The sequence below is a fragment of the Pseudomonas corni genome (genome assembly GCF_057128765.1).
Window position 1 is genome coordinate 577,008 of record NZ_JBSKHW010000001.1, and the last position, 26,437, is coordinate 603,444.

At 60.1% G+C, this 26,437-nt stretch carries 26 protein-coding genes and 1 riboswitch; of the genes, 21 read left to right on the plus strand and 5 right to left on the minus strand.

All coding sequences use genetic code 11. The features are described 5' to 3' along the window. The first annotated feature begins 228 nt into the window (after nucleotides 1-228). The 5 genes from cysM to ACWKV9_RS02610 all read left to right on the plus strand — a co-directional run bounded on the left by cysM (nucleotide 229) and on the right by ACWKV9_RS02610 (nucleotide 6,422). The gene (gene cysM, locus ACWKV9_RS02590) at nucleotides 229-1,131 is read left to right on the plus strand and encodes a cysteine synthase CysM (RefSeq protein ID WP_483834728.1); all 903 of its coding nucleotides are present in this window, start codon (nucleotides 229-231) and stop codon (nucleotides 1,129-1,131) included. Continuing rightward, the gene (gene rlmD, locus ACWKV9_RS02595) at nucleotides 1,131-2,486 is read left to right on the plus strand and encodes a 23S rRNA (uracil(1939)-C(5))-methyltransferase RlmD (protein WP_483834514.1); all 1,356 of its coding nucleotides are present in this window, start codon (nucleotides 1,131-1,133) and stop codon (nucleotides 2,484-2,486) included. The genes cysM and rlmD overlap by 1 nt, the downstream gene beginning before the upstream one ends. A gap of 160 nt (nucleotides 2,487-2,646) precedes the next feature. Then, complete coding sequence (gene relA / locus ACWKV9_RS02600) at nucleotides 2,647-4,890, plus strand: GTP diphosphokinase (RefSeq protein WP_483834515.1); 2,244 nt, start codon at nucleotides 2,647-2,649, stop codon at nucleotides 4,888-4,890. Nucleotides 4,891-5,019: 129 nt separating this feature from the next. Beyond that, complete coding sequence (gene mazG, locus ACWKV9_RS02605) at nucleotides 5,020-5,853, plus strand: nucleoside triphosphate pyrophosphohydrolase (protein WP_483834516.1); 834 nt, start codon at nucleotides 5,020-5,022, stop codon at nucleotides 5,851-5,853. Nucleotides 5,854-5,879: 26 nt separating this feature from the next. After that, complete coding sequence (locus tag ACWKV9_RS02610; protein ID WP_483834517.1) at nucleotides 5,880-6,422, plus strand: DUF2058 domain-containing protein; 543 nt, start codon at nucleotides 5,880-5,882, stop codon at nucleotides 6,420-6,422. Nucleotides 6,423-6,659: 237 nt separating this feature from the next. On the opposite strand, the gene ACWKV9_RS02615 is transcribed toward ACWKV9_RS02610, so the two are convergent. From ACWKV9_RS02615 to purM, 4 genes are all read right to left on the minus strand, one after another. Then, nucleotides 6,660-6,842, minus strand: a complete 183-nt coding sequence (locus ACWKV9_RS02615) for a DUF3110 domain-containing protein (protein ID WP_483834518.1) — start codon at nucleotides 6,840-6,842, stop codon at nucleotides 6,660-6,662. A gap of 291 nt (nucleotides 6,843-7,133) precedes the next feature. Further along, the gene (locus tag ACWKV9_RS02620) at nucleotides 7,134-7,850 is read right to left on the minus strand and encodes a DUF3108 domain-containing protein (RefSeq protein ID WP_483834519.1); all 717 of its coding nucleotides are present in this window, start codon (nucleotides 7,848-7,850) and stop codon (nucleotides 7,134-7,136) included. A gap of 32 nt (nucleotides 7,851-7,882) precedes the next feature. Further along, nucleotides 7,883-8,536, minus strand: coding sequence for a phosphoribosylglycinamide formyltransferase (purN, locus tag ACWKV9_RS02625; RefSeq protein ID WP_483834729.1), 654 nt, complete (start codon nucleotides 8,534-8,536; stop codon nucleotides 7,883-7,885). 11 nt (nucleotides 8,537-8,547) lie between these two features. Next, nucleotides 8,548-9,606, minus strand: a complete 1,059-nt coding sequence (gene purM, locus ACWKV9_RS02630; protein ID WP_483834520.1) for a phosphoribosylformylglycinamidine cyclo-ligase — start codon at nucleotides 9,604-9,606, stop codon at nucleotides 8,548-8,550. 327 nt (nucleotides 9,607-9,933) lie between these two features. Here purM and ACWKV9_RS02635 point away from each other — a divergent pair, with 327 nt between their 5' ends. The 6 genes from ACWKV9_RS02635 to ACWKV9_RS02660 all read left to right on the plus strand — a co-directional run bounded on the left by ACWKV9_RS02635 (nucleotide 9,934) and on the right by ACWKV9_RS02660 (nucleotide 15,312). Beyond that, nucleotides 9,934-10,992, plus strand: a complete 1,059-nt coding sequence (locus ACWKV9_RS02635) for a DUF2066 domain-containing protein (RefSeq protein ID WP_483834730.1) — start codon at nucleotides 9,934-9,936, stop codon at nucleotides 10,990-10,992. Nucleotides 10,993-11,064: 72 nt separating this feature from the next. Continuing rightward, a complete protein-coding gene (locus ACWKV9_RS02640) occupies nucleotides 11,065-12,138 on the plus strand; it encodes an AI-2E family transporter (protein ID WP_483834521.1) in 1,074 nt (357 codons plus the stop codon). Between the two features lie 304 nt (nucleotides 12,139-12,442). Then, on the plus strand, nucleotides 12,443-13,147 hold the full coding sequence (gene hda / locus ACWKV9_RS02645) for a DnaA regulatory inactivator Hda (RefSeq protein WP_483834522.1): 705 nt from the start codon (nucleotides 12,443-12,445) through the stop codon (nucleotides 13,145-13,147). Next, complete coding sequence (locus tag ACWKV9_RS02650) at nucleotides 13,144-13,917, plus strand: NAD-dependent deacylase (protein ID WP_483834523.1); 774 nt, start codon at nucleotides 13,144-13,146, stop codon at nucleotides 13,915-13,917. The genes hda and ACWKV9_RS02650 overlap by 4 nt, the downstream gene beginning before the upstream one ends. Nucleotides 13,918-13,992: 75 nt before the next feature. After that, nucleotides 13,993-14,679, plus strand: coding sequence for a C40 family peptidase (locus tag ACWKV9_RS02655; protein ID WP_483834524.1), 687 nt, complete (start codon nucleotides 13,993-13,995; stop codon nucleotides 14,677-14,679). Nucleotides 14,680-14,775: 96 nt separating this feature from the next. Continuing rightward, complete coding sequence (locus ACWKV9_RS02660) at nucleotides 14,776-15,312, plus strand: C40 family peptidase (protein WP_483834525.1); 537 nt, start codon at nucleotides 14,776-14,778, stop codon at nucleotides 15,310-15,312. 58 nt (nucleotides 15,313-15,370) lie between these two features. On the opposite strand, the gene ACWKV9_RS02665 is transcribed toward ACWKV9_RS02660, so the two are convergent. Then, nucleotides 15,371-16,717, minus strand: coding sequence for a PQQ-dependent sugar dehydrogenase (locus ACWKV9_RS02665; protein WP_483834526.1), 1,347 nt, complete (start codon nucleotides 16,715-16,717; stop codon nucleotides 15,371-15,373). Between the two features lie 147 nt (nucleotides 16,718-16,864). Then, nucleotides 16,865-17,065: riboswitch (cobalamin riboswitch) on the plus strand. A gap of 109 nt (nucleotides 17,066-17,174) precedes the next feature. Between ACWKV9_RS02665 and cobO the strand changes: the two genes are divergently transcribed. From cobO to ACWKV9_RS02715, 10 genes are all read left to right on the plus strand, one after another. Continuing rightward, nucleotides 17,175-17,786: a cob(I)yrinic acid a,c-diamide adenosyltransferase gene (cobO, locus tag ACWKV9_RS02670; RefSeq protein ID WP_483834527.1), complete on the plus strand. Its 612-nt coding sequence runs from the start codon at nucleotides 17,175-17,177 to the stop codon at nucleotides 17,784-17,786. Between the two features lie 10 nt (nucleotides 17,787-17,796). Further along, nucleotides 17,797-19,092 (plus strand): cobyrinic acid a,c-diamide synthase CobB, encoded by a 1,296-nt coding sequence (locus ACWKV9_RS02675; protein ID WP_483834528.1) that lies wholly within the window; start codon nucleotides 17,797-17,799, stop codon nucleotides 19,090-19,092. A 289-nt stretch (nucleotides 19,093-19,381) separates the two neighbouring features. Further along, nucleotides 19,382-20,032, plus strand: coding sequence for a 5,6-dimethylbenzimidazole synthase (bluB, locus tag ACWKV9_RS02680; RefSeq protein ID WP_483834529.1), 651 nt, complete (start codon nucleotides 19,382-19,384; stop codon nucleotides 20,030-20,032). Beyond that, nucleotides 20,029-20,937 (plus strand): adenosylcobinamide-phosphate synthase CbiB, encoded by a 909-nt coding sequence (cbiB, locus tag ACWKV9_RS02685; RefSeq protein WP_483834530.1) that lies wholly within the window; start codon nucleotides 20,029-20,031, stop codon nucleotides 20,935-20,937. Before bluB ends, cbiB begins: the two co-directional genes overlap by 4 nt. After that, nucleotides 20,930-21,934 carry a threonine-phosphate decarboxylase CobD gene (gene cobD / locus ACWKV9_RS02690; RefSeq protein WP_483834531.1) on the plus strand — a complete coding sequence of 335 codons (1,005 nt, stop codon included), beginning with the start codon at nucleotides 20,930-20,932 and terminating at the stop codon, nucleotides 21,932-21,934. The genes cbiB and cobD overlap by 8 nt, the downstream gene beginning before the upstream one ends. Continuing rightward, nucleotides 21,931-23,397, plus strand: a complete 1,467-nt coding sequence (locus tag ACWKV9_RS02695) for a cobyric acid synthase (RefSeq protein ID WP_483834532.1) — start codon at nucleotides 21,931-21,933, stop codon at nucleotides 23,395-23,397. Before cobD ends, ACWKV9_RS02695 begins: the two co-directional genes overlap by 4 nt. Continuing rightward, complete coding sequence (gene cobU / locus ACWKV9_RS02700) at nucleotides 23,394-23,918, plus strand: bifunctional adenosylcobinamide kinase/adenosylcobinamide-phosphate guanylyltransferase (protein ID WP_483834533.1); 525 nt, start codon at nucleotides 23,394-23,396, stop codon at nucleotides 23,916-23,918. The genes ACWKV9_RS02695 and cobU overlap by 4 nt, the downstream gene beginning before the upstream one ends. Continuing rightward, nucleotides 23,915-24,967, plus strand: a complete 1,053-nt coding sequence (gene cobT, locus ACWKV9_RS02705; RefSeq protein WP_483834534.1) for a nicotinate-nucleotide--dimethylbenzimidazole phosphoribosyltransferase — start codon at nucleotides 23,915-23,917, stop codon at nucleotides 24,965-24,967. Before cobU ends, cobT begins: the two co-directional genes overlap by 4 nt. Then, nucleotides 24,964-25,536: an alpha-ribazole phosphatase family protein gene (gene cobC, locus ACWKV9_RS02710; RefSeq protein ID WP_483834535.1), complete on the plus strand. Its 573-nt coding sequence runs from the start codon at nucleotides 24,964-24,966 to the stop codon at nucleotides 25,534-25,536. Before cobT ends, cobC begins: the two co-directional genes overlap by 4 nt. Then, complete coding sequence (locus ACWKV9_RS02715) at nucleotides 25,537-26,268, plus strand: adenosylcobinamide-GDP ribazoletransferase (protein WP_483834536.1); 732 nt, start codon at nucleotides 25,537-25,539, stop codon at nucleotides 26,266-26,268. The last annotated feature ends 169 nt before the right edge of the window (nucleotides 26,269-26,437 follow it).

Sequence of the window (26,437 nt, forward strand, 5' to 3'; positions counted from 1 at the left end):
GCGCAGACGAAATCGGGTCCGACGCCAATCTGCTTCTGACCGGAGGGCGTAGGAGTCCGGCTTGCCGACGATCTGCCGGGTACCGGCAGAAAGGCGACCGCCGCTACGTATGAAAAAGAAATCTGTGCTTATTCCATCCAGCACTATCGACCTCACTTTGCGTGATATGGCCTCGCGACGATTGCCGGTATGATAGGCGACCCCCGCAGTCTGGATTGCGAAGACGCCATGACCCTGCAGTATCAAACTATCGCCGATTGCGTCGGCAACACCCCGTTGGTGCGCCTGCAACGTATCGCCGGGAACACCTCCAATACTCTGCTGTTGAAGCTCGAAGGCAACAATCCTGCTGGCTCGGTGAAAGACCGTCCGGCGTTGTCGATGATCACCCGGGCTGAGCTGCGCGGTCAGATTCATGCTGGCGACACCCTGATTGAAGCCACTTCCGGCAATACCGGGATCGCTTTGGCGATGGCTGCGGCGATCAAGGGCTATAAGATGATTCTGATCATGCCGGACAATTCCAGCGCCGAGCGCAAGGCGGCAATGACGGCCTATGGCGCCGAGCTGATTCTGGTCAGCAAGGAAGACGGTATGGAAGGCGCTCGTGATCTGGCCGAGCGCATGCAGGCTGAAGGTCGCGGCAAAGTGCTCGATCAGTTTGCCAATGGCGACAATCCTGAAGCCCATTACGTCGGCACCGGCCCGGAAATCTGGCGGCAGACCGAAGGCACCATCACTCATTTCGTCAGCTCCATGGGCACCACGGGGACCATCATGGGCACCTCGCGCTACCTCAAAGAGCAAAACCCCAATATCCAGATCGTCGGCCTGCAACCCATGGACGGCGCATCCATCCCCGGCATCCGTCGCTGGCCGCAGGAATACCTGCCGAAGATTTATCAGGCAGACCGAGTCGACCGCATCATGGACATGGCCCAGCAAGAAGCCGAAGACGTCATGCGCCGATTGGCCCGCGAAGAGGGCATCTTCTGTGGCGTTTCTTCAGGTGGCGCCGTGGCAGGCATGTTGCGTCTGTCTCAGGAAGTCGAGAATGCGGTCATGGTCGCGATCATCTGTGACCGTGGCGACCGTTACCTGTCGACCGGCGTTTACGATGCGCCCAACTGATGGCCAAGCATGAGCGAGGCCTGCGTTTCCAGCCTGCGGGTGGGACCAAGACCACGCAGGTCCCGACCGGTAAAAAACAGCGCCTGACCATTGAGCGGCTGGCTAACGATGGGCGCGGTATTGCGTTCGTCGAAGGCCGGACCTGGTTTGTCGCCGGAAGTCTGGCCGGCGAAGAAGTCGAAGCCCGCGTACTTGGCGCCCACGGCAAAGTCGTCGAAGCGCGCACCGAGCGTGTGTTCACCCCAAGCCCGATGCGTCGCCCGGCACCCTGCGTGCATTTCGGGCGTTGCGGCGGCTGCAGTGTTCAGCAGATGCCCCACGACGAACAGCTTGCCCTGAAACAGCGCATGCTCGCCGAGCAGTTGAGCCGCGTCGCAGGTATCGAACCTGAGGAGTGGGCCGCGCCGTTGAGTGGGCCGGAATTCGCCTACCGCCGTCGCGCCCGCGTTGCCGTTCGCTGGGACGTGAAGACCAAACGCCTGGACGTGGGATTTCGCGCCGCATCGAGTCAGGACATCATCGCCATCGACGAATGCCCGGTGCTGGTACAGGCCTTGCAGCCGATCATCACGGCGCTGCCGGACATGCTTCGTCGCTTGAGCGCGCCCAAAGCATTGGGTCATGTGGAATTGTTCCATGGCTCTGCGACAGCGGTTCTGCTGCGGCATATGGCGCCCTTGTCTGAGAACGATCTAACGGTCCTGCAGGCTTTCTGCGACACCCACGACGCACAGCTGTGGTTGCACGGCGAGGATGGCCCGCAGCCGGTGGACGCCTCCCAGGCACTGGGTTATCGCCTGGAACCCTGGAATTTGCAGCTGGCTTATCGCCCCGGCGATTTTGTGCAGGTCAACGAAGCGGTGAATACCGCCATGATTGCCCAGGCGCTGGAATGGCTGGCGCCGCGCGAAGACGAACGAGTGCTGGACTTGTTCTGCGGGCTTGGTAACTTCGCCTTGCCACTGGCGCAAAAAGCGCGCGAAGTGGTGGCGGTTGAAGGTGTTGCGACCATGGTCGAACGTGCTGCCGAGAACGCAGTGAGCAATAATTTACACAATGTGCATTTTCATCAGGCGGATCTGTCTCAGCCGCTTAACAAGGCTGTTTGGGCGGCAGAAGGTTTCTCTGCCGTGCTGCTCGATCCGCCGCGTGACGGGGCGTTCGAGGTGGTAAGCAAGCTCAAGGCTTTAGGCGCCGAACGGTTGCTTTATGTGTCATGCAACCCGGCAACTTTGGCGCGCGACAGTGTCGAACTGATTCAACAGGGCTACCGATTAAAACGTGCCGGCATCCTCGATATGTTCCCGCAGACAGCGCATGTCGAGGCGATGGCTTTATTTGAAGCGAGTAAGTGAAGAATGCGGCTCGAGGATCTGAGCCGAGCTTCACACGGAGTCTCGTTTAATCCGACTGACCGCGCGCGTCTAGCGCTTGCTTTGCCCGGCAAGCAACGTGCGCTTTACAAGGTCAGCGACTGATGGCGCATTTCATCGCGCCTTAGGGAAGGTAAGCAACATGGTACAGGTGAGAGCACACCAGCCGATAAACACAGACGGCAGTATCAATCTCGACGCATGGCTTGATCATGTGGTCAGCGTCGATCTGGCAGTGGATCGTCAAGCATTGAAAGACGCCTGCGAATTCGTTCGACAGGCCGAGCAACAGGACAACGCCGCCAAGAACCTCTGGGCGGAGGGCACGTCGAGTTTTCAGACGGGCCTGGAAATCGCCGAAATCCTGGCCGATCTCAAGATGGACCAGGATTCGCTGATTGCCGGGGTCATCTACCGCAGCGTACGTGAGGGCAAAATTCCATTGCCCGATGTCAGTCAGCGCTTCGGCCCCACGGTGAGCAAGCTGATCGACGGCGTGCTGCGCATGGCGGCGATCAGCGCCAGTTTGAGCCCCCGCCAATCGCTGGTGTTGGGCACTCAGGCTCAGGTCGAAAACCTGCGCAAAATGCTGGTGGCGATGGTCGACGACGTGCGTGTGGCGTTGATCAAGCTGGCCGAGCGGACGTGCGCGATCCGTGCGGTGAAGAATACCGACGACGAGAAACGTAACCGCGTTGCTCGGGAAGTCTTCGACATCTACGCCCCGCTGGCCCACCGGCTGGGCATCGGCCACATCAAATGGGAGCTGGAGGACCTGTCCTTCCGTTACCTGGAACCCGAACAATACAAACAGATCGCCAAGCTGCTGCACGAGCGTCGCCTCGACCGCGAGCGCTTCATCACCGATGTGATGTGCCAGCTGGAAAACGAACTGTTGGCCACCGGCGTCAAAGCCGACATCAGTGGCCGGGCCAAACACATCTATTCGATCTGGCGAAAAATGCAGCGCAAGGGTCTGGAATTCAGCCAGATCTACGACGTTCGCGCCGTGCGTGTGCTGGTCCCGGAAATGCGCGATTGCTACACCGCCTTGGGCATCGTCCACACCTTGTGGCGGCACATTCCCAAGGAGTTCGACGACTACATCGCCAATCCCAAGGAAAACGGCTATCGCTCGCTGCACACCGCCGTTATCGGGCCAGAAGGCAAGGTGCTGGAGGTGCAGATCCGCACCCACGCGATGCACGAAGAAGCCGAGCTTGGCGTCTGCGCGCACTGGCGTTACAAGGGCACCGACGTCAAGGCCAGCTCCAGCCACTATGAAGAGAAAATCTCGTGGTTGCGTCAGGTGCTGGAATGGCACGAAGAGCTGGGTGACATCGGTGGTCTGGCCGAGCAGCTGCGGGTCGATATCGAGCCTGATCGGGTGTACGTGTTTACCCCGGACGGTCATGCCATCGACCTGCCGAAAAACTCGACACCGCTGGATTTTGCCTACCGCGTTCACACTGAAATCGGTCACAACTGCCGGGGCGCCAAGATCAACGGGCGCATCGTGCCGCTCAACTACAGCCTGCAGACCGGTGAGCAGGTCGAGATCATCACCAGCAAACACGGCACCCCGAGCCGCGACTGGCTGAACTCGAACCTGGGTTACATCACTACCTCCCGTGCGCGGGCGAAAATCGTTCACTGGTTCAAATTGCAGGCGCGCGATCAAAACGTCGCTGCCGGTAAAACTTTGATCGAGCGCGAATTGGCGCGTTTGGCGTTGCCACAGGTCGATTTCGAAAAACTGGCCGAGAAGGCCAACTTCAAGCTGGCCGACGACATGTTCGCGGCGTTGGGCGCAGGTGATCTGCGTCTGGCGCAGTTGATCAACCTGGCGCAGCAACTGGTCGAGCCCGAGCGTGGCAACGAGCAGCTGGAGCTGATCCCGCGTAAGGCCACGGGCTACAAGCCTGGCAAGCGTGGCGACATTCAGATTCAGGGCGTCGGCAACCTGATGACCCAGATGGCTGGCTGCTGCCAGCCGCTGCCGGGCGATGCGATCGTCGGTTACATCACTCAGGGGCGTGGCGTGAGCATTCACCGTCAGGACTGCGCCTCGGTGCTGCAACTGGGTGGGCGCGAGCCAGAGCGGATCATTCAGGTCAGCTGGGGCCCGGTGCCCGTGCTCACCTATCCGGTGGACATCATCATCCGCGCCTACGACCGTTCCGGTCTGCTGCGTGACGTCTCGCAGATCCTGCTCAACGAGCGGATCAACGTACTGGCGGTTAACACCCGCTCGAACAAGGAAGACAACACCGCGCTGATGTCCCTGACCATCGAAATCCCTGGGCTGGACGCGCTGGGGCGTTTGCTGGGCAGGATCTCGCAATTGCCGAACATCATCGAGACGCGGCGTAATCGCACGCCTTGAGGATCACGCGATCCCTGTAGGAGCCAACTTGTTGGCGAGGGTTAGACTCGGTGTGCCAGTCACACCGCCTCGCGAACAAGTTCGCTCCTACAGGCTTTGCGTTCGCTCTGGACTGATTTGGATTTTCCCATGTACACACTCCAAGACCTTCTCCACCTCATGGCCCGCCTGCGCCACCCGGAATTCGGTTGCCCATGGGACGTGAAGCAGAATTACGCGACCATCGTCCCCCACACGCTGGAAGAGGCCTACGAAGTGGCCGACGCTATCGAGCGCGGCGATTTTGATGACTTGCGCGGTGAGTTGGGCGATCTGCTGTTTCAGGTCGTGTATTACAGCCAGTTGGCTAGGGAAGAAGGGCGGTTCGAGTTCGACGGCGTGGTCGATGGCATCACACGCAAGTTGATTCGCCGTCACCCCCACGTATTCCCCACCGGGGATTTGTACGCGCCGCTGGAAACACCGCGCCTGAGCGAAGATCAGGTCAAGCAGCGCTGGGAAGAGATCAAAGCAGAGGAGCGCGCGTCCAAGGCCAGTGTTCCTGAACAGCTGTCTTTGCTCGACGATGTCCCCAATGTGCTGCCCGCTCTATCCCGTGCCGCCAAATTGCAAAAGCGCGCCGCTCAGGTTGGTTTCGACTGGCCGGATGCGTTGCCGGTGGTGGATAACGTTCGTGAAGAGCTGGACGAAGTCCTTGAGGCCATGGCGGATAACGACCGCGAAGGCATTGCCGAGGAAGTGGGTGATCTGCTGTTTGCAGCGGTCAATCTTGCCCGTCATTTGAAAGTCGATCCGGAAAACGCCTTGCGTGCCGCCAACGGCAAATTCGAGCGTCGCTTCCGTTTTATCGAACAAGCCTTGCGCGACACCCGGCGTCCCATCGAAGATTGCACTCTCGAAGAGATGGACGCGCTTTGGGGCGAAGCCAAACGTCAGGAAAAGAACACGCCCAGCTGTGGCTGAGTGGTTGCTAAAGAGAGAGAGAAAAGATGGCGGGTATTTCACTTCGCGACCAGTTGCTCAAGGCAGGTTTGGTCAACGAAAAGCAGGCCAAACAGGTCTCCAAGAACAAGCAGAAAGAGCAGCGCCTGGTGCATAAAGGCCAGGCGGTGGTCGATGACTCGCAAAAGCGCGCTGCCCAGGAAGCTGCGGCCGAGAAGGCCAAGCGTGATCAGGAACTCAATCGTCAGTTGCAGGAAAAAGCTGAACTCAAGGCCCGTACCGCTCAGGTCAAGCAGTTGATCGAAGCCACCCGCTTGCCTAAGCTGACCACCGAGGACTACTACAACTTCGTCGACGACAAGAAGGTCAAGCGCCTGTCGGTCAACTCGTTGATGCGCAGCAAGCTGAGCAATGGTTCGCTGGCCATCGTCCACCACGGCGGCGGTTACGAAGTGATCCCCCGTGAGGCAGCGCTGAAGATCCAGGAACGCGACCCACGCCGGATCGTGATGCTCAGCGAGCCGACTGAGGAAGTCGATGGCGATGATCCGTATGCGGCGTACAAGATTCCTGATGATTTGATGTGGTGAATTCCTGCTGGGCACTGGGTATTAGATTCTGTAGGAGCGTGGCTTGTCCCGCGATCGGCGGGGAACCCGTCGTAAATTGATGAATGCGGTGTTCCAGATGAACTCTGGGTGCAGATTCACGACGACTGCGTCGCCGATCGCGAGACAAGCCACGCTCCTACCAAGAGCGTGGTCGCACCAAAACAACAAAACCCGCCGAGGCGGGTTTTGTTTTGGCAGCGATTCCGAAGTGTCGTCTTACAGTACAGCGCGTTTCTTTTCCTGCTCTTCCAGCTCTGCTGCGTAACGCTGTGCGTCCGATTCTTGATGGAACATCCCTACCAGCTGGTCTTGTTGGCGTACATCCCAGATTTGAATGCCATCTGCAATGCTTTCATGGGAGATATGGGCGTCGTCGCGTTCACTAACAGTTACGGTCATATTGCAAACTCCTGACTCTCTGAAATCTGCGGCAGGGTGTCGCAGGACTCTTTTATAGAATTTGGTAGCTTCCTAAGTAAACCGCCCATATTGGTAAAGGATAGTTCCAGTAACCGTAATAATCGCGCAAAGCCTTGCGCTAGAGGGTCTGCGGCGTTTTGTCGCACCTTGGTTGGTGCAATGAAGAAAGTTTCATGTTGGTTTGGGGAACATAAATGCGCTCCTCCAGATATTCATCAATAAAAAACCCCGCTCGATGGCGGGGTTTTTTAAGATCAGGCTAACGCAGACTTAGCTGCCCTTGACCGACTTACCGTTCACCGTGCCGTCCTGCAGCATGATGTTGTATTCCTTGCCGTCGGTTTCAACCTGTTGCAAGCGAACCAGCAGGTAGTCGTAGTCCTTGGCGAACCACATCACGGTGATGCGTTTGTTCTGCGTCGGATCACGCACGCGCTCGACCTTGATTGCATCGACCGAGCCGACTTTGGTCGACACCTTCTCCGGACCCAGCACGCGGAAGTCGTAGGTGTCGATCTCATCGCCATCGACCACCTGGTAACTCATGCTTTTCTTGCCGGCAGCCACGTCGTGTTGCAGGGCGAGCTGGTAGGTGGATTTGTCGAAGATACCGGCGTTCAGCGGCAGCTTCACTGCGTCACTGCGATCGGTGCCGGTGATGAACTTGGTTGGCCAGTCGAAGACCAGGTCAACGGTTTTGCTTTTGCCCAGGCCGCCACGTTCAAAATGGTAGGTCTGTGGCAGAAGCGCGTCCTTGTCGACTTTGAGGGTGCTGACTTCGGACAGGCTGGCGATCATCATCGAAGCCTTGAAGCTCAAGGTCCAGGTGCCGTTGGCGTTCTTTTCGAGACTGCGCTCGGCGGTGCCGCCACTCATGGGCAGCTGTTTCCAGTCGGCGGTGTAGCTGGCGGAGAAAGGTTGAAGGTCTGCCGCATTGACCGCAGGGATTGCGAGCAGAGCGAAAGCGAAGAGCAGAGCGCGACGCATAATATCTCCTGTCTTTAAATAAATGGCCGGGATTAAACGGCCGAAATCAGGTGGCCCTTTGGCCCCAGTCGCTGGCCGTCCAATAATGCACCTTGTTCGCCAAGACTCAATCGGCCTTCGGCGAACCAGCGTATGGCCAACGGATAAATCTGATGTTCCTGAGCGTGAACCCGTTGCGCCAATGTGGCGGGGGAGTCATCTGGCGCTACTGGAACAACAGCCTGTACGACCAAAGGTCCTCCATCGAGTTCCTCGGTCACAAAGTGCACGCTGCAGCCGTGCTCAAGGTCGCCAGCTTCCAGTACTCGCTGGTGCGTGTGCAAGCCTTTATACAACGGAAGCAGGGAAGGGTGGATGTTCAGCAGGCGGCCCTGATAGTGCCGAACGAAGTTCGCGGTCAGGATGCGCATGAAGCCGGCGAGTACCACCAGCCTGGGTTTGAAGGCGTCGATCTGTTCTATCAAGGCAGCATCGAAGGCCTCACGACCTTCGTACGCCTTGTGATCCAGAACGCGGGTCTCGATCCCCGCTTTCTGCGCGCGCTCAAGGCCGAATGCCTCGGCGCGGTTGGAGATCACCGCGCGAATCCGCGCAGCACTGGCGTCATCCTGAAAGCTGTCGATCATCGCTTGCAGGTTGCCGCCGGTGCCCGACAACAGCACCACGACATCACAGGTGTCGTGCATCGGCTGAGGCATCAATGAGCCTTGAGGTTTTTCAGCTCGACTTGTGCAGCACCCGCAACAGCGGTGCCGATCTGACCGATGACCCAAGGCTGCTCGCCCGCGTCACGCAGAGCCTTGAGCGATACTTCAACGTGTTCCTGCGCTACGCAGATGACCATGCCAACGCCGCAGTTCAGAACGCGGTGCATTTCGTGCTCGTCGACGTTGCCTTTCTCTTGCAACCAGTCGAATACCGCCGGGCGGGTCCAGCTGGCCACATCGACCACAGCCTGGGCGCCCTCAGGCAATACGCGAGGAATGTTGTCCAGCAGGCCGCCGCCAGTGATGTGGGCCATGGCTTTGACCGCGCCAGTGTCCTTGATCAGCTTGAGCAGTTGCTTGACGTAAATGCGGGTCGGCGCCATCAGCAGATCGGTCAGTGGCTTGCCGTCGAGCTGGATGGTTTCGATGTCGGCGCCCGACACTTCGATGATCTTGCGGATCAGCGAGTAGCCGTTGGAATGCGGGCCGGAAGAAGGCAGGGCGATCAGGGCGTCGCCAGCTGCGACCTTGGTGCCGTCGATGATGTCGGCTTTCTCGACCACACCGACGCAGAAGCCGGCCAGGTCGTAATCTTCGCCTTCGTACATGCCGGGCATTTCAGCGGTTTCGCCGCCGACCAGCGAGCAGCCAGCCAGTTCGCAGCCAGCGCCGATGCCGGTCACAACTTGTGCTGCGGTGTCGACGTTCAGCTTGCCGGTGGCGTAGTAATCGAGGAAGAACAACGGCTCTGCGCCGCACACCACCAGGTCATTGACGCACATGGCGACCAGGTCGATGCCGATGGTGTCGTGCTTGTTGAGGTTCAGCGCCAGACGCAGCTTGGTGCCAACGCCGTCGGTGCCGGAGACCAGTACCGGTTGTTTGTAACCGGCCGGGATTTCGCAGAGAGCGCCGAAGCCCCCCAGGCCGCCCATCACTTCCGGGCGTTTGGTGCGCTTGGCAACGCTCTTGATGCGTTCGACCAATGCTTCACCGGCGTCGATGTCTACACCGGCGTCTTTGTAGCTCAGGGAGGGTTGCTTGCTCATGATCCAGGCCTTTAGGGGGGATTCGGGATATCGACCGGGGCGGGTACGGCGCGTGGCCGTTGTCACAGCCGGTCTGCGAAGGCGCGCGATTTTATCAGGCTTGGGCGCAAGCGGCCATCCTTGGGCCGACGGGCAGGGCATCATGAAGAAAAAATAACGCGGTTTTGCGAGGCTGACCCGTTCGTCGACAGCTATATAAGGTGTAACTTCGTCGCCACAGGGAGCGATTCAGACCATGGTGCGGTCTGAATCTCGCCAATCATTTTCACGCAGCTGTTTTTACGGCTGTTTGCTCTACAGGAATTTTTCATGCCTCTACCCCCTGTCATGCGTCTGACAAGCTGCCTGCTCGCAGGCTGCCTTTCGTTGATCAGTCTGCCGAGTTTCGCTGAGACGGTGAACAACCTGTACCAGGTCCGCGAGCCCGTCAGCGGGCAAACCCCCGACGAAAAGACGCGCGCCACGCAAGCGGCGCTGGAAACCCTGGTGATCCGCCTGACCGGCGACCCCAAGGCCGCGCAAGGCTCAGGTCTGGCGGCGGTGCGTAGCGATCCGCAGCAAATCATCAGTCAGTACGGTTACGAAGCGGGTCCGCCGGAATCGCTGTTGGTGGATTTCGACCCTGTGAGCACGGATCGCACCCTGCGCGGTGCGGGCCTGTCGCTGTGGGGTAGCAATCGCCCGGTGATTCTGGCGTGGTGGTTGAACGACACCACTGACGGCTCCAACCTTGTGGGCGACGGTCAAGGCTCGGCCGAACCTCTGCGCCGCGCCGCTCAGCACCGCGGTCTGCCACTACGTCTGCCGCTGGCAGATCTGGGCGAGCAAAGCATGGGCGACGCCAAAGCGCTTGAAAGCAATGACGTCGGGCCGCTGAAAACTGCATCCGAGCGCTACGGCTCTGACGCGATTCTGGCAGTACACGCTGTCGAGAGCGCGGGCCAATGGCAGGGCAAATGGCACCTGTGGCTGGGCGATCAACGCGAGCAGGGCACTGCGACTGGCACCAGTCCTGACACGCTGGCCGATGCCGTACTGCTGGCAGTGAGTCAGCGCCTGGCACCGAAATTTGTGGTCAAGCCGGGCGCTTCCTCCGGCATCGCCCTTGAAGTCCAGGGCATGACCCTTGAGCGCTATGCGCAGCTGTCGCGTTTGCTGGAGCCTTTCGGTGGGCGGTTGAAGTCGGTCACAGGCGATCAAGTAGTGTTTGACGTGTCCGGCAGTCCTGACCAAATCCGTTCGCAATTGTCGCTCGCCAAGTTGCAGGAAGTGCCAGCCGGTGAGGTAACGCCAGCCGCGCCTGTCACGCCGGACCAGACTGCCGTTCCGGGTGCTGCGCCGACTATTCAACCTGTTTCAGCGCCACAACTGCACTTTCGCTGGTAGCGGCGTTCATAACGACGTTGTAAAACAGGGCATTCATTTTTGGCCACGCATTACGTGGCGCTAGGGGCGGTAATGACTGATACGCGTCGTTGGTTCTGGATCGGTGGGGTTGTCCTGCTGTGTCTGTTCGTTTATTTGCTGCATTCGATCCTGACGCCGTTTCTGGTGGCGCTATTGCTGGCGTACATGGGCGATCCGCTGGCGGACCGTCTGGAGAAACTGGGCATGTCGCGCACGCTCAGTGTGGTATCGGTGTTCGTCGTCTTCACGCTGATCATGATGGGGCTGCTACTGGTGCTGGTGCCAATGCTCGCCAAGCAGTTGTATCGCTTGTATGAGCTGGCGCCGCAGATCCTCGACTGGCTGCAACACACTGCGCTGCCGTGGACCCAGGCCAAGCTGGGACTGGCGGACGGCTTCTGGAAATTCGACAAGGTCAAAGCTGCTATTTCCGAGCACATGGGCCAGACCGGCGACATCGTTGGCATCGTGCTGGCGCAGGCCACCACTTCGACGCTTGCCCTGATCGGCTGGCTGACCAATCTGGTGTTGATCCCGGTGGTCTGCTTCTACTTGCTGCGTGACTGGGACGTCATGATGGCCAAGGTGCGCAGTCTGCTGCCGCGTCATCGTGAGAGCAAAATCGTCGCGCTGGCCGGTGAATGTCACGAGGTACTGGGCGCGTTCATCCGTGGCCAATTGCTGGTGATGGTCGCGCTTGGCTTTATCTACGCCGCTGGCCTGATGCTGGTGGGCCTCGAGCTGGGGCTGTTGATCGGCGTGATTGCCGGTCTGGCCGCGATCGTGCCTTACATGGGCTTTGTGATCGGCATTGGCTCGGCAATCATCGCGGGCTTCTTTCAGTTCGGCGGTGATTTGTATCCGATGCTGGGGATTGTCGCGGTGTTCATGGTGGGGCAGGCCCTTGAAGGCATGGTTCTGACGCCGCTGCTGGTAGGTGATCGGATTGGCCTGCACCCTGTGGCCGTGATTTTCGCCATTCTGGCGGGGGGCGAATTGTTCGGCTTCACCGGGATTCTGCTGGCACTTCCGGTGGCGGCGGTGATCATGGTGCTGGTGCGCCATATCCATGATGTCTACAAGGATTCGGATATCTACGGCGGCTCGGAAGATTTGAAGCTGTAGCAGATTGACCTGTAGGAGCGCGCTTGCCCGCGATTGGGATGTCTCAGTCACTGTTTGTCAGAGGCGGAGATCGATCGCGGGCAAGCGCGCTCCTACAGAGAGAAAGGGCGTCTGGCGCATTTGGCGGCAGGCGCTTTTTTTATGGCTGTCACTGCGCCCTGAAACCAAGGCCTGCAAGCCAGCTCACGCAACTCTTTGATTTTGCAGGCTGTCCGTCGCATTGTGCGGTCTGCCTCACGGGTATAAACTTTGCGCACTTTTCACAGAGGCCCCCAGGCGGCGATTTCTTAGCCGTTCAGCCAGCATGAAACCTATTCAGCTGCCCTTGAGTGTGCGTCTACGTGATGACGCCACCTTCGTCAATTACTATCCAGGCGCCAATGCCGCAGCACTCGGCTATGTCGAGCGGCTGTGCGAAGCCGACGCCGGGTGGACGGAAAGCCTGATTTATTTGTGGGGCAAACACGGGGTAGGGCGCACTCACTTGTTGCAGGCCGCTTGTCTGCGGTTCGAGCAACTGGGCGAGCCGGCTGTTTATCTGCCGCTGGCCGAACTCCTCGATGAGGGGGTCCAGCTGTTCGATCACCTTGAACAATACGAATTGGTCTGCCTGGACGACATTCAGGCCATCGTCGGCAAGCCGGAATGGGAAGAAGCACTGTTTCACCTGTTCAATCGCTTGCGTGACAGCGGTCGTCGCCTGTTGATCGCCGCTTCGTGCTCCCCCCGTGAGCTGCCGGTGAAGCTGGCAGACCTCAAGTCCCGTCTGACTATGGCGCTGGTGTTCCAGATGCGTTTGCTGTCGGACGAAGAGAAGTTGCGCGCCTTGCAGCTACGGGCTTCGCGCCGGGGCTTGCACCTGACGGACGAAGTCGGTCATTTCATCCTGACCCGCGGCACACGCAGCATGAGCGCGCTGTTCGATCTGCTCGAACAACTCGATCAGGCGTCACTGCAGGCCCAGCGCAAGCTGACCATCCCCTTCCTTAAAGAGACCCTCGGCTGGTGACGGCCACTGTCGACCCGGCGCTGGTGCTGCAGACAGCGGCAGCGCTGCGTCACGCCAAGCGAATCCTGATCATCACCGGTGCCGGGCTTTCGGCCGATTCCGGGCTGCCGACCTATCGTGGGGTTGGCGGGCTCTATAACGGGCGCACTGACGATGGGTTGCCCATTGAAGTGGCGCTATCCGGGCCGATGCTGCGTCGCGATCCCGCCTTGTGCTGGAAATATATCGCCCAATTAGGCAGCGCTTGCCTGGGTGGACAGCCCAATGAGGCGCACTACGCGATAGCCCAGTTGCAGCGCAGCAAGCCCGATTGCTGGGTGCTGACACAAAATATCGACGGCTACCACCGCGCAGCGGGCAGCCCGCCTGAGCGTCTGATCGAAATTCACGGACAGATGGCGCCGCTCTATTGTCAGTCTTGCGGCGCCGTTGATCCGCTTTTGAGCGAGCATCTGCAACGGCCACTGCCGCCGCTTTGCGCGAAATGCCACGGCGTCCTGCGACCGCCGGTGGTGTTATTCGAGGAAATGCTGCCGGAACTGGCACTGAAAATGCTGTACGAAGAAATGGCAAAAGGCTTCGATGCAGTTATAAGCATTGGCACAACTGCCAGCTTTCCGTATATTCACGAGCCGATGCTGCGCGCGAGGGTATCTGGAGGCTTTACCGCCGAGATTAATCCCTCGCAAACCGATCATTCTGCGCAGATGGACGTGTTCCTGAAATGCAGGGCCTTAGATGTGATGGCGGACCTCGTAAGTCACATTTGATTCGATTGAATTTGCAAATGAGGATGATAGAAGGCATAGTCTCGGCTTCTTTACACTCTCGCCACGGTCGTGCCCATGCTGAATCGCTTAGCACCCCTCGTGCCTCTCGCACTTGTTACCCTCTTGTTCGGCTGCGCGGCCCAGATGCCAGCATCGCAACAACAGGTTCAACACCAGAATCTCCAGAATTCGATTACCGCGCAGTCTGCCGCTCAGCGAGCTGATTACGCTTCGGTACTGCAAGACGAAATCGCCACCGAAGATGAGCTGGCGCAGTTTGCTGACAGCAAGCCGTACCAGCTGCCAGCTTTGGCAGACAGCATCCTCGAGCGAGGCAAATCCCTGATCGGTACGCGCTACCGTTTCGGCGGCACGTCGACTTCTTCAGGTTTTGATTGCAGCGGCTTCATCGGTTACCTCTTTCGTGAAGAAGCCGGCATGAGCCTTCCGCGTTCCACGCGTGAAATGATCAACGTCGACGCTCCCCTCGTTAAACGCAACGATCTCAAGCCAGGCGATCTGCTGTTCTTCAGCACCGCAGGCCGTGGTCGTGTCAGCCACGCCGGTATCTATCTGGGTGATGATCAATTCATTCACTCCAGCAGCCGTCGCAGTGGTGGTGTTCGGGTAGACAGCCTGGACGATGCCTACTGGGCCAAGACTTTCATCGAAGCCAAGCGCGCGCTGGCCATGGCACCTTCCCAGGTTGCCGAGACCACGACCGCAATGAGCTCGACTACACTCAAGCGCCAACACCGCTGATACCGGGCGTACAAACCGGAAAACCCCGTTTGTACGCACTTCCAGCTCCTGATTCCTGGGGGCTCAAGCCGCATCCTGTTATAGGTTGTTGTGTTTATGTCGTTACCGGTTCGCCTGATTGTCGTGTCATTGGCTCTGTTGCTGGCTGCATGTGCCAGCCCTCCGCCGCCAGCTCCGAAACGGGTTGCTCCCAAGCCCGTGGTTTCCGCTCCTTCTGACTTTTCCTCCCCGCTTGCTGATGACGTGCTTGTCCGTGCCATTGGGCTGGTGGGCACGCCTTATCGCTGGGGCGGCAATACTCCCGATTCAGGATTCGATTGCAGTGGTCTGATTGGCTACGTCTACCGAGACGCTGCCGGTATCAGCTTGCCTCGTTCTACCCGGGACATGATCACCTTGCGTGGCCCGGACATAGGCCGCAGCCAGTTGCAGACCGGTGATTTGGTGTTCTTCGCCACAAGCGGCGGCTCGAATGTGAGCCACGCGGGGATCTATGTCGGGGAAGGGCGGTTCGTGCATGCACCCGCAACCGGTGGCACGGTCAAACTGGACAGCCTGGACAAGCCCTATTGGCAGAAAGCCTGGCTGAACGCCAAGCGCGTGATTCAGCCTTCGAGCCTGGCGCGGCAATAAAGACCTGAACTATGGTGTGGAAGGGAGCAAGCTCCCCTCCCACAGATTTATCGGCGAATCATTTTGCCGCGCTAGAAGCCTGAGCAGTCTTCGCCGCTGTCACCCGCCAAATCTTGTTGCCGACGTCATCGGCGACCAAAAGCCCGCCGTTATTGTCGTTGATCACGCCAACCGGACGGCCTTGCGCCTTTTCGTCTGAACTCAAAAAGCCTGTCAGCAGATCGACCGGCGTGCCGCTGGGCTTGCCGTCCTTGAATGGCACAAACAGCACCTTGTAACCGCTGTAGGGTTTGCGATTCCACGAACCATGCTGACCGATGAAGAGCCCTTCAGTGAACGGCGCTGGCAAGGTTTTGCCATCAGCGAATGTCAGGCCCAATGAAGCCGTGTGCGGGCCTACTGCGAAATCAGGCGGGATGGCCTTTGCCACAAGATCAGGATTCTGCGGCGTCACGCGCACGTCCACATGCTGGCCGTAGTAGCTGAATGGCCAGCCGTAGAAAGCGCCATCCTTCACCGAAGTCACGTAATCAGGCACCAGATCGCTGCCGATTTCGTCACGCTCGTTGACTGCTGTCCACAGCGCCCCGGTGTGGGGTTCCCAATCCATGCCGTTGGGATTGCGCAGCCCGGACGCGAAGATTCGGTGCGAGCCGTTCGCCGGGTCCACTTCCCAAATAGCGGCACGACCTTCTTCCTTGTCCAGACCGTTTTCACCCACATTGCTGTTGGAGCCAACGGTCACGTAAAGCTTTTTCCCGTCCTTGCTGGCGATGACGTTCTTGGTCCAGTGATGGTTGAGCGTGCCGCCCGGCAAATCGACCACTTTGGTGGGCTCACCGCTGATCGAGGTCTGGCCGGCTTCATAGTTGAAGCTGATCAGCCGATCGGTGTCGGCAACGTAAAATTTGTTACCCACCAGCGCCATGCCAAACGGCGAATTGAGGTTTTGCAGGAACACCGTGCGCGTTTCAGCGACGCCGTCGTGGTCCTTGTCGCGCAACAGGGTGATGCGGTTCGGGCTGGGAACGCCAGCACCGGCGCGGCCCATGACTTTCTCCATCACCCAGCCGCGAATGCCTTTGCCGTCATCGGGTTTGGGTGGCGAATTGGTTTCAGCCACCAGCACGTCACCGTTAGGCAGCACGTACAGCCAGCGTGGATGATCGAGGTTTTCAGCGAACGCGACGACCTGAGTGCCTGGCGCCGCAGTCGGCTTGGCGCCATTGGCCCAGCCGACGGCGGGCGCGATGTTTACGGTAGGGATCAACGTCTTGTTGGGCTCGGGCAGTTTGGGGGATGTGCCCATGCCTTCACTGACTTGCAGTTTCGATGACTCGCCGCAGCCCGCGAGCCCTCCGGCAACCAGCAGCACCAAGACAACCTGAGGTCTGAGCTTGAACATTGTCGATCTCCATTTCGTAGGCATTTAGTATTTTTGTGTATCTAGGTAGAGGTACCTGAGCCTTCTTAGGTTCAACCGGCAACCCGGGTCTGTGCCAAGTGCCGATGGGGAGCCGCATTGATTGACGCTCAAACCTCAACCCTCTACCCTTCGCCACTTGTTTCAGGTGCCCTTCGGACCAGTCTCGACAGGGTGAAACAGGGAAGCCGGTTAGATTCCGGCACTGCCTCCGCAACGGTAAATGAGAAAAGCCACGCACAATGCCACTGTGTTCTCTGAACATGGGAAGGCGCGCGGCCCGAACGTTCGCTCATGAGTCCGGAGACCGGCCTGATCCAATTCCACAGCATTTCGGAGGGCGATGCTCTGCGTCACGGCCTGTCTAACAGGCGCCGTGTTGCCAGTGCCTGCTCGTGCTCTCCGTCTGCGCCTACTTGCCCTCAAGCGGAGAGCTGAGATGAGCGAAACCCCCGAACGCGACGAACGTCACCTGGCGCGCATGCTGCGCAAAAAGGCCGTGATGGACGAGCGTATTGCCAGCGCCCCCAACGAATGCGGGCTGTTGCTGGTGCTGACCGGCAACGGTAAAGGCAAAAGCAGCTCGGCCTTCGGCATGCTAGCCCGCGCCATGGGCCATGGCATGCAGTGCGGCGTGGTGCAGTTCATCAAGGGCCGCAACAGCACGGGCGAGGAGCTGTTCTTTCGCCGCTTCCCCGAACAGGTGCGCTACCACGTCATGGGCGAGGGCTTCACCTGGGAAACTCAAGATCGCCAGCGCGATATCGCCGCCGCCGAAGCCGCGTGGCGCGTGACTCAAGACATGCTCCAAGATCCGAACATCGGCCTGGTGATCCTCGATGAACTCAATATCGCTCTCAAACATGGCTATCTGGATCTTGAGCAGGTGCTTGCCGATCTGCAGTCGCGTCCGCCGATGCAGCACGTGGTTGTGACTGGCCGTGGCGCCAAGCAGGAATTGATCGATCTGTCCGACACAGTGTCGGACATTGCCGTGGTCAAGCACGCGTTTCAGTCCGGCATTCGCGCGCAGAAGGGCATTGAGCTGTGAGTGACCGTTCATGATTCAAGCCAGGCAATGCCCTGCAGTATTGATCGCCGCTCCCGCCTCCGGTCAGGGCAAGACCACCGTTACAGCGGCCCTGGCCCGGTTGCATCGCAATCAAGGCCGCAAGGTTCGAGTGTTCAAGTGCGGACCGGACTTTCTCGACCCGATGATCCTCGAACGCGCCAGCGGTAACTCCGTTTACCAGTTGGACATGTGGATGGTAGGGGAGGACGAAAGCCGACGCCTGTTGTGGGAAGCTGCCGCTGATGCTGACTTGATTTTGATTGAAGGGGTGATGGGGTTGTTCGACGGCACGCCTTCCAGCGCGGACCTGGCGCGACGTTTTGGCGTGCCGGTGTTGGGTGTGATCGACGGCACCGCCATGGCACAAACATTCGGCGCGCTGGCTTTGGGGCTGGCCCGTTATCAGCCGGACCTGCCGTTTGCCGGCGTGCTGGCCAACCGGGTCGGGACCGTGCGCCACGCGCAACTGCTGGAGGGCAGCCTTACCGAAGGCTTGCGCTGGTACGGCGCGCTGTCCCGGGAAACCGGGATCGAACTGCCGAGCCGGCATCTGGGCCTGGTTCAAGCCAGCGAGCTGAACGATCTGGATGTGCGCCTTGATGCTGCAGCCAATGCGCTCGCCAGCACTTGCGAAGTCGCGTTGCCGCCTGCTGTCAGGTTCGATGCACCGGACTTCATTACCGCAGAGCCGCTGCTCAAAGGCGTGCGTATCGCCATCGCCCATGACGAAGCCTTTGCCTTCATCTATGGGGCCAGTCTCGATTTGCTCCGGGCGATGGGTGCTGAGTTGTCGTTCTTTTCGCCCATCCGTGATCAGCAGATTCCCGACGCCGACAGCCTCTATTTGCCGGGCGGTTACCCGGAACTGCACCACGTCGCACTGGGTGAGAACAAACCGATGCTTGATGCGATCCGGCAGCATCATGCCGACGGCAAACCGCTGCTGGCCGAATGCGGGGGCATGTTGTATCTGCTCGATGCCTTGACGGACGTCGATGGTCAGCGCGCCGAGCTGGTTGGCTTGCTCAAGGGCGAGGCGGTGATGCAGAAGCGTCTCGCGGCGCTGGCGCTGCAGAATGTCGAGCTGCCCGAAGGCACCTTGCGCGGCCACACGTATCACCATTCTCTGACCAGCACCGAGCTGCAACCGATCGCCCGAGGCGTCAGCCCCAATGGCGGGCGCGGCGCGGAAGCGGTGTATCGCGACGGCCGAATGACCGCTTCCTACGTGCACTTCTATTTCCCTTCCAACCCCCAGGCGGTGGCGGCGCTGTTTTTGCCATGAGGTATTTCTGTCACGCCGCCAAACCCGTGGGAGCGGACTTGTCCGCGAAGACTCAGTTACAGGCGCAACAAATGCATCAGACTCACTGGCCTCTTCGCGGACAGGTCCGCTCCCACGGGTTTTGTGTACGGCGCAGGTATTTGCCGCTGTCGCAGAACGCTGTAGGAGCGCGCTTGCCCGCGATGGCTTTGTATCAGGCGCTAAAGATGTGGCGAATGTACCGACCCATTCGCGGACAGCTCCGCTCCCACGGCGATCTGTGTTCGTCAGCGAATTCGGGGTGGACATCGTGACCGACCAATCCTTCAGCCCGGACGAGCGCGCCGCGGTCTATCGCGCAATCGCCGAGCGGCGTGACATGCGTCACTTCAGTGGCGGCACGGTGGCGCCGGAGCTGCTGGCGCGTTTGCTGGAAGCCGCCCATCACGCACCCAGCGTGGGGTTGATGCAGCCCTGGCGCTTCATTCGTGTCAGCGATGGGCAATTGCGCGAGCAGATTCAGGCGCAGGTCGAACAAGAGCGCATTCGCACCGCTGAGGCATTGGGCGAGCGCGCCGACGACTTCATGAGGCTCAAGGTCGAAGGCATCAGCGATTGCGCTGAAGTGCTGGTTGCTGCGTTGATGGACGACCGCGAGAAGCACATCTTCGGTCGGCGCACGCTGCCGGAAATGGACATGGCCTCATTGTCCTGCGCGATCCAGAACATGTGGCTCGCTGCGCGCGCTGAAGGGCTGGGCATGGGCTGGGTGTCGCTGTTCGACCCTCACGCGCTGGCCGATCTGCTCGGCATGCCCGCTGGCGCCAAGCCGCTGGCCATCTTGTGTCTGGGACCCGTCGCCGAATTTTATCCACAGCCCATGCTGGTGTTGGAAGGCTGGGCACAGGCGCGTCCTCTCAATGAACTGGTTTACGAAAATACCTGGGGAGTGCATCCATGAGTGTGGCGTTGTTGAGCGTCGCCGGGGTGGCGCTGGATGCGCTGCTCGGTGAGCCAAAACGAAACCACCCGCTGGTGGCGTTCGGCAGTTTTGCCGAGCGCCTCGAGCAACGTTTCAACTCCGCTGGGCGCGGCTGGCGCAGTCATGGCGTTACCGCGTGGTTTATCGCCGTCATTCCGGTCACGATTCTGGCGACCATTTTGAGCTGGCTGCCCTACATCGGCTGGCTGTTCGAGATCGCCGCGTTGTACTGCGCGCTGGGACTGCGCAGCCTCGGCGAACACGTCGAGCCGGTGGCTCAGGCGTTGCGCGCCGACGACCTGGACGAAGCGCGGCGGCGGGTGGGTTATCTGGTCAGCCGCCAGACCACAGAACTGGACAGCACCGAAGTCGCCCGTGCCGCCACCGAATCGGTGCTGGAGAACGGCAGCGACGCAGTGTTCGCCGCCATTTTCTGGTTCGTGTTGTTTGGTGCGCCAGGCGTGGTTCTGTACCGATTGAGCAATACCCTGGACGCTATGTGGGGTTATCGCAACGCGCGTTTCGAGCGTTTCGGCTGGGCAGCGGCCAAGATCGATGATCTGCTTAACTATATTCCTGCGCGGTTGGTAGCGTTGACCTACGCGCTACTGGGCAAAACCCGACTCGCATTGCGCTGCTGGCGCACCCAAGCACCGAAGTGGGACAGCCCCAACGCTGGCCCGGTCATGGCGGCAGGCGCTGGCGCGTTGGGCGTTGAATTAGGCGGTGCAGCGATCTATCACGGCGAGCTGCATCAAAGACCGCAACTGGGGGAAGGCACGCCTGCCGATGCCGACTCCATTGATCGCGGCTGGCAATTGGTACAGCGTGGCGTCTGGCTCTGGCTACTGATCCTGTGTGTGGGGACTGAATTCTATGCTTGAACATGGCGGTCGTTTACGCGGGGCGGTTGCACGTTACGGGATCGCCGAGGCCGACTGGCTCGACCTGTCCAGCGGCATTTCGCCCTGGCCATGGCCCATTCCTGAGATTCCTCTTTCAGCCTGGGCGCGACTGCCCGAAACCGATGATGGTCTTGAACTGGCGGCCTGCGATTATTACGGCGCCTCTCACGTTCTCCCGGTGGCCGGTTCACAGGCGGCGATTCAGGCGTTGCCGCGTCTGCGTCAGGCTGGCAAGGTCGGCGTGCTGTCGCCTTGTTACGCCGAACACGCAGAAGCCTGGCGCAGCAGCGGGTTTCTGGTGCGCGAGGTGCTGGAGCACGAAGTCGATCGCTTCATCGACACGCTGGATGTGCTGGTGGTGGTTAACCCGAACAACCCCACCGGCCTGAGCCTGCCCCCCAAACGTCTACTTGACTGGCATGCCCGCCTGGCCTCTCGCGGCGGCTGGCTGGTGGTGGACGAGGCATTCATGGACAACACGCCGAGCTTGAGCCTTGCGAACAGGTCCGATCGCGTCGGGCTGATCGTGCTGCGTTCGTTCGGCAAGTTCTTTGGTCTGGCAGGGGTGCGCCTGGGTTTCGTGCTTGGCGAAGAGCGGTTTCTCAACGTGCTGGGTAAACACATCGGTCCCTGGACAGTGAATGGTCCTACGCGAGTATTGGGGCAGCAGTGTCTCAACGATCGCGAGGGCCAACGCGTGCAGCGCGAGCGTACGGACCAGGCCAGTCAGCGTCTGACCGCGCTGCTGACCCAGTACGGTTTTGCGCCGCTGGGTGGTTGCGCGCTGTTTCAATGGCTGATCACGCCCCAGGCGTCAGCGCTTTACGAGTTCTGCGCCCGACGCGGCATCCTGCTGCGTCTGTTCCAGAACAACGGCCCGCACAACAGCAGTCTGCGTTTCGGTCTGCCCCGTGACGACGCGGACTGGCAACGACTCGAAACAGCGCTTCAAGCGTTTTCGAAGGAAGCTCAATGACCAGCAAAACCCTGATGATTCAGGGCACCACCTCCGACGCTGGTAAAAGCACGTTGGTGACGGCGCTGTGCCGATGGCTGACCCGCCAGGGCGTGACTACGGTGCCGTTCAAGCCGCAAAACATGGCGCTCAACAGCGCCGTGACCGCAGACGGCGGTGAGATTGGCCGTGCCCAGGCGGTACAGGCCCAGGCCTGTGGACTAGCCCCGCACACCGACATGAACCCGGTGTTGCTCAAACCCAACAGCGACACCGGCTCGCAAGTCATCATCCATGGCCGCGCGGTGACCACCATGAATGCAGTGGCGTATCACGACTACAAAGTCATCGCCATGCAGGCCGTGCTGGAATCACATCAACGGCTGAGCGACGCCTATTCAGTGGTCATGGTCGAGGGGGCCGGGTCGCCAGCCGAGATCAACCTGCGGGCTGGGGATATCGCCAACATGGGGTTTGCCGAAGCGGTGGATTGCCCGGTATTGCTGGTGGCCGACATCAATCGCGGCGGGGTATTTGCGCATCTGGTCGGGACACTGGAATTGCTGTCTCCCACTGAACAGGCGCGGGTCAAAGGCTTCATCATCAACCGGTTTCGCGGCGATATCGCGCTGTTGCAACCGGGCCTGGACTGGCTCGAACAGCGCACCGGCAAACCGGTGGTGGGCGTGCTGCCCTATGTAATGGACCTGCATCTTGAGGCCGAAGACGGCCTCGATCAGCGCCAGACCGACAAAGCGGAGCGCGTGCTCAACGTCATCGTCCCGGTGCTGCCGCGCATCAGCAACCACACCGATTTTGACCCGCTGCGCCTGCACCCGCAGGTCAATCTGCAATTCGTAGGGCCTGGTCAGCCGATTCCCGCAGCGGACCTGATTATCCTTCCTGGCTCAAAAAGCGTGCGCAGTGACCTGGCGTTCCTGCGCAAGAATGGCTGGGACAGCGCCATCGCTCGTCACTTGCGCTACGGCGGCAAATTGATGGGGATTTGCGGCGGGTTGCAAATGCTCGGCACCCAACTGCACGACCCGTTGGGCCTGGAAGGCGATGCCGGTTCCAGCCCGGGTTTGGGTCTTCTCGACATCAGCACCGTGCTGGAAGAAGAGAAACAGCTGCGCAATGTGCGCGGGCGCCTGACGCTGGAAGACGCTGAAGTCAGCGGCTACGAAATTCATGCTGGTGTGACCTCCGGGCCTGCGTTGGAGCGTTCTGCTGTGCTGCTGGACGGCGGGCGCTGCGACGGCGCGCAAAGCGTGGATGGGCAGATTTTCGGCACCTACCTGCACGGCCTGTTCGAAACCCCGGCCGCGTGCAGCGCTTTGTTGCGTTGGGCGGGTCTGACGAACGTAGAGGCAGTGGATTACCACGCGCTGCGCGAACGTGACATCGAGCGCCTGGCCGATCTGGTGGAGAACCATCTGGATCTGACGCTGCTGCGCCAACTCTGTGGACTGGATAACCAATGACACTGCAATTAATTCTGGGCGGCGCACGTTCAGGTAAGAGCCGTCTGGCCGAAAGACTGGCGGTTGAGAGCGGGCTGGATGTCATTTATATAGCCACCAGCCAGCCGCTGGATGGGGAGATGAACCAGCGAGTGATCTCCCATCGTCAGCGTCGTCCCGAGCATTGGGGCTTGATCGAGGAGCCTGTCGAGCTGGCCCGCGTGCTGCGGGAAAACGCGCAACCGGGACGTTGCCTTTTGGTCGATTGCCTGACGCTGTGGCTGACCAATCTGCTGATGCTCGAAGACCCGCAGCGCTTGAACCAGGAGCGCGATGCCTTGCTGGACTGCCTGGCTGCCTTGCCGGGCCAGATTATTTTTGTCAGCAACGAAACCGGGATGGGTGTCGTGCCCCTCGGTGAGCTGACCCGCCGTTACGTCGATGAAGCCGGCTGGCTGCATCAAGCGCTGGCCGAACGCTGCCAGCGTGTTGTGCTGACTGTTGCCGGTTTGCCGATGACCCTCAAAGGATCCGCGTTATGAGTAATGTCTGGTGGCTCGCGCCTGCCGTCGAGATCGACCCACACAGCCTGGAACAGGCGCAGGCCCGGCAACAGCAATTGACTAAACCTGCCGGATCGCTCGGGCAACTGGAGCGGATCGCGGTACAGCTGGCCGGTCTGCAGGGGAGGGTAAAGCCCCATGTCGACAGCGTCTGGATTGCGATTTTTGCCGGTGATCACGGCGTGGTGGACGAAGGTGTCTCGGCTTACCCACAAGCGGTTACCGGGCAGATGCTGCACAACTTCGTCATGGGCGGCGCGGCAATCAGCGTGCTTGCCAAACAGTTGTCGGCGCAGCTGGATGTTGTGGATCTGGGCACCGTTTCGCCACTCAACTTGCCGGGTGTGGTCCACCTGAACATCGGTGCGGGCACCGCGAACTTCGCCAAAGGTCCTGCGATGACCCACGAGCAGGGCCTGCTGGCGCTGCAAGCCGGTCGCGACAGCGTGCTGCGGGCCAAGGCGGCAGGGGCGCAGTTGTTCATCGGTGGCGAAATGGGCATCGGTAATACCACGGCGGCCAGTGCCATGGCCTGCGCGTTATTGGGTTGCCCGGCGACACAAGTGGTCGGTCCAGGCACCGGTCTGGACCCGCATGGCATCAGTCACAAGGCGCAGGTCATCGAACGTGCGCTGGTGTTGCATGCCGATCAAACGGCAGATCCTTTGGGCGTTTTATTTTGCCTGGGTGGTTTTGAAATTGCGGCGTTGGTCGGGGCTTACCTGGCCAGCGCCCAGGAAGGCATTGCGGTGCTGGTCGACGGTTTCATCTGTACCGTTGCGGCTTTGGTGGCGGTGCGTCTGAATCCGGCGTGTCGCCCGTGGCTGTTTTTTGCGCACCGTGGCGCAGAGCCCGGCCATCGTCATGTGCTGGAAGCGCTAGAGGCCGAGCCGTTGCTTGATTTAGGCATGCGTCTGGGTGAGGCCAGTGGCGCCGCATTGGCAGTACCGCTTTTGCGCCTGGCCTGTGAACTGCATAACTGCATGGCGACTTTTGCCGAAGCCGCTGTGGCGGATCGCTCTGCATGAGCTTGCATCTGGATCTGTTGCGGCACGGCGAAACCGAATTCGGCGGCGGCCTGCGGGGCAGCCTTGACGATGCGTTGACCGACCTTGGTTGGCAGCAGATGCGATCGGCAGTGACCGAGGCCGGACCTTGGGATCGGATCATCAGCTCGCCGTTGCAACGCTGTGCCCGATTCGCCGAAGAGCTGGCGGCGCGTCTGGGGTTGCCGTTGCGCCTGGAACCTGCGTTGCAAGAGCTGCATTTCGGAGACTGGGAGGGTCGAAGTGCGACGCAGTTGATGGAAACCGATGCCGATGGGCTTGGCCGGTTCTGGACCGATCCCTACGGGTTTACGCCGCCCAACGGTGAGCCTGTTGCCGATTTTTCAGTGCGCGTGCGCAGTGCGATTGAGCATCTGCAGGTGGCACATGATGGCGAACGCGTGCTGTTGGTCTGCCACGGTGGGGTCATGAAATTGCTTTTGGCTCAGGCGCGGGGTCTGCCGCGAGAGCAACTGTTGCAGGTCGAGGTCGGGCACGGCGGGCTGTTCGCGCTCGAAGTGGACGCTGGCTGTGCGCTAAAGGAGTTTTAGATGCTGCCGTTCTGGATCGCCTTGCAGTTTCTTTCGAGCTTTCCGATCCGCTTGCCCGGCATGCCCACGCCTGAGCAATCAGGTCGCTCGCTGTTGTTTTATCCCTTGGTCGGTCTGGTGTTCGGCGTTGTGTTGATGGCGTTCAGCGCGCTGTTGAATGGTGCGCCGTTGCTGTTGCATGCCGCGCTGGTGCTGACCGCGTGGGTGTTGATCAGCGGTGGCTTGCATCTGGACGGGCTGGCAGACAGCGCTGATGCCTGGCTTGGCGGTTTTGGTGATCGCGAGCGCACCCTGACGATCATGAAAGACCCACGCAGCGGACCGATTGCGGTGATCACGCTGGTGCTGGTGTTGCTGCTCAAGTTCACCGCCATCCTGGCGCTGATCCAACAGCAACACGGTGTCGGACTGCTGTTGGCGCCGGTGATCGGGCGTGCTGCGTTGCTGGGGTTGTTCTTGGATACGCCATACGTGCGACAGGGCGGATTGGGTCAGGCATTGGCCGAACATCTGCCCAAGCGTTTGGGGCGTCAGGTGTTGCTGGCAGTCGCTGCTGTTCTGATTGTGTTGGCAGGATGGTCAGCCATCCTGACGCTGCTGGTGGCAAGTGCGGCGTTCTTTTGGCTGCGACACCTGATGGTCCGCCGGTTAGGCGGCACCACTGGAGATACCGCGGGTGCGCTGCTGGAATTGCTGGAAGTGGCCGTGCTGGTGGCGCTGGTCCTTATGTGACGTCCGTCTGTAGGAGCGAACTTGTTCGCGAGGCGTTCGGCCTGATGAATCACGCTGTCTGGCTCGCCAACAAGTTGGCTCCTACAGATCGTGAGTCGCCAGACACGCCGCAATCGCGGCCTCGCGCTGCTCGTCAGCTCCTACAAGAGCGTTGACATCATCAGTATCT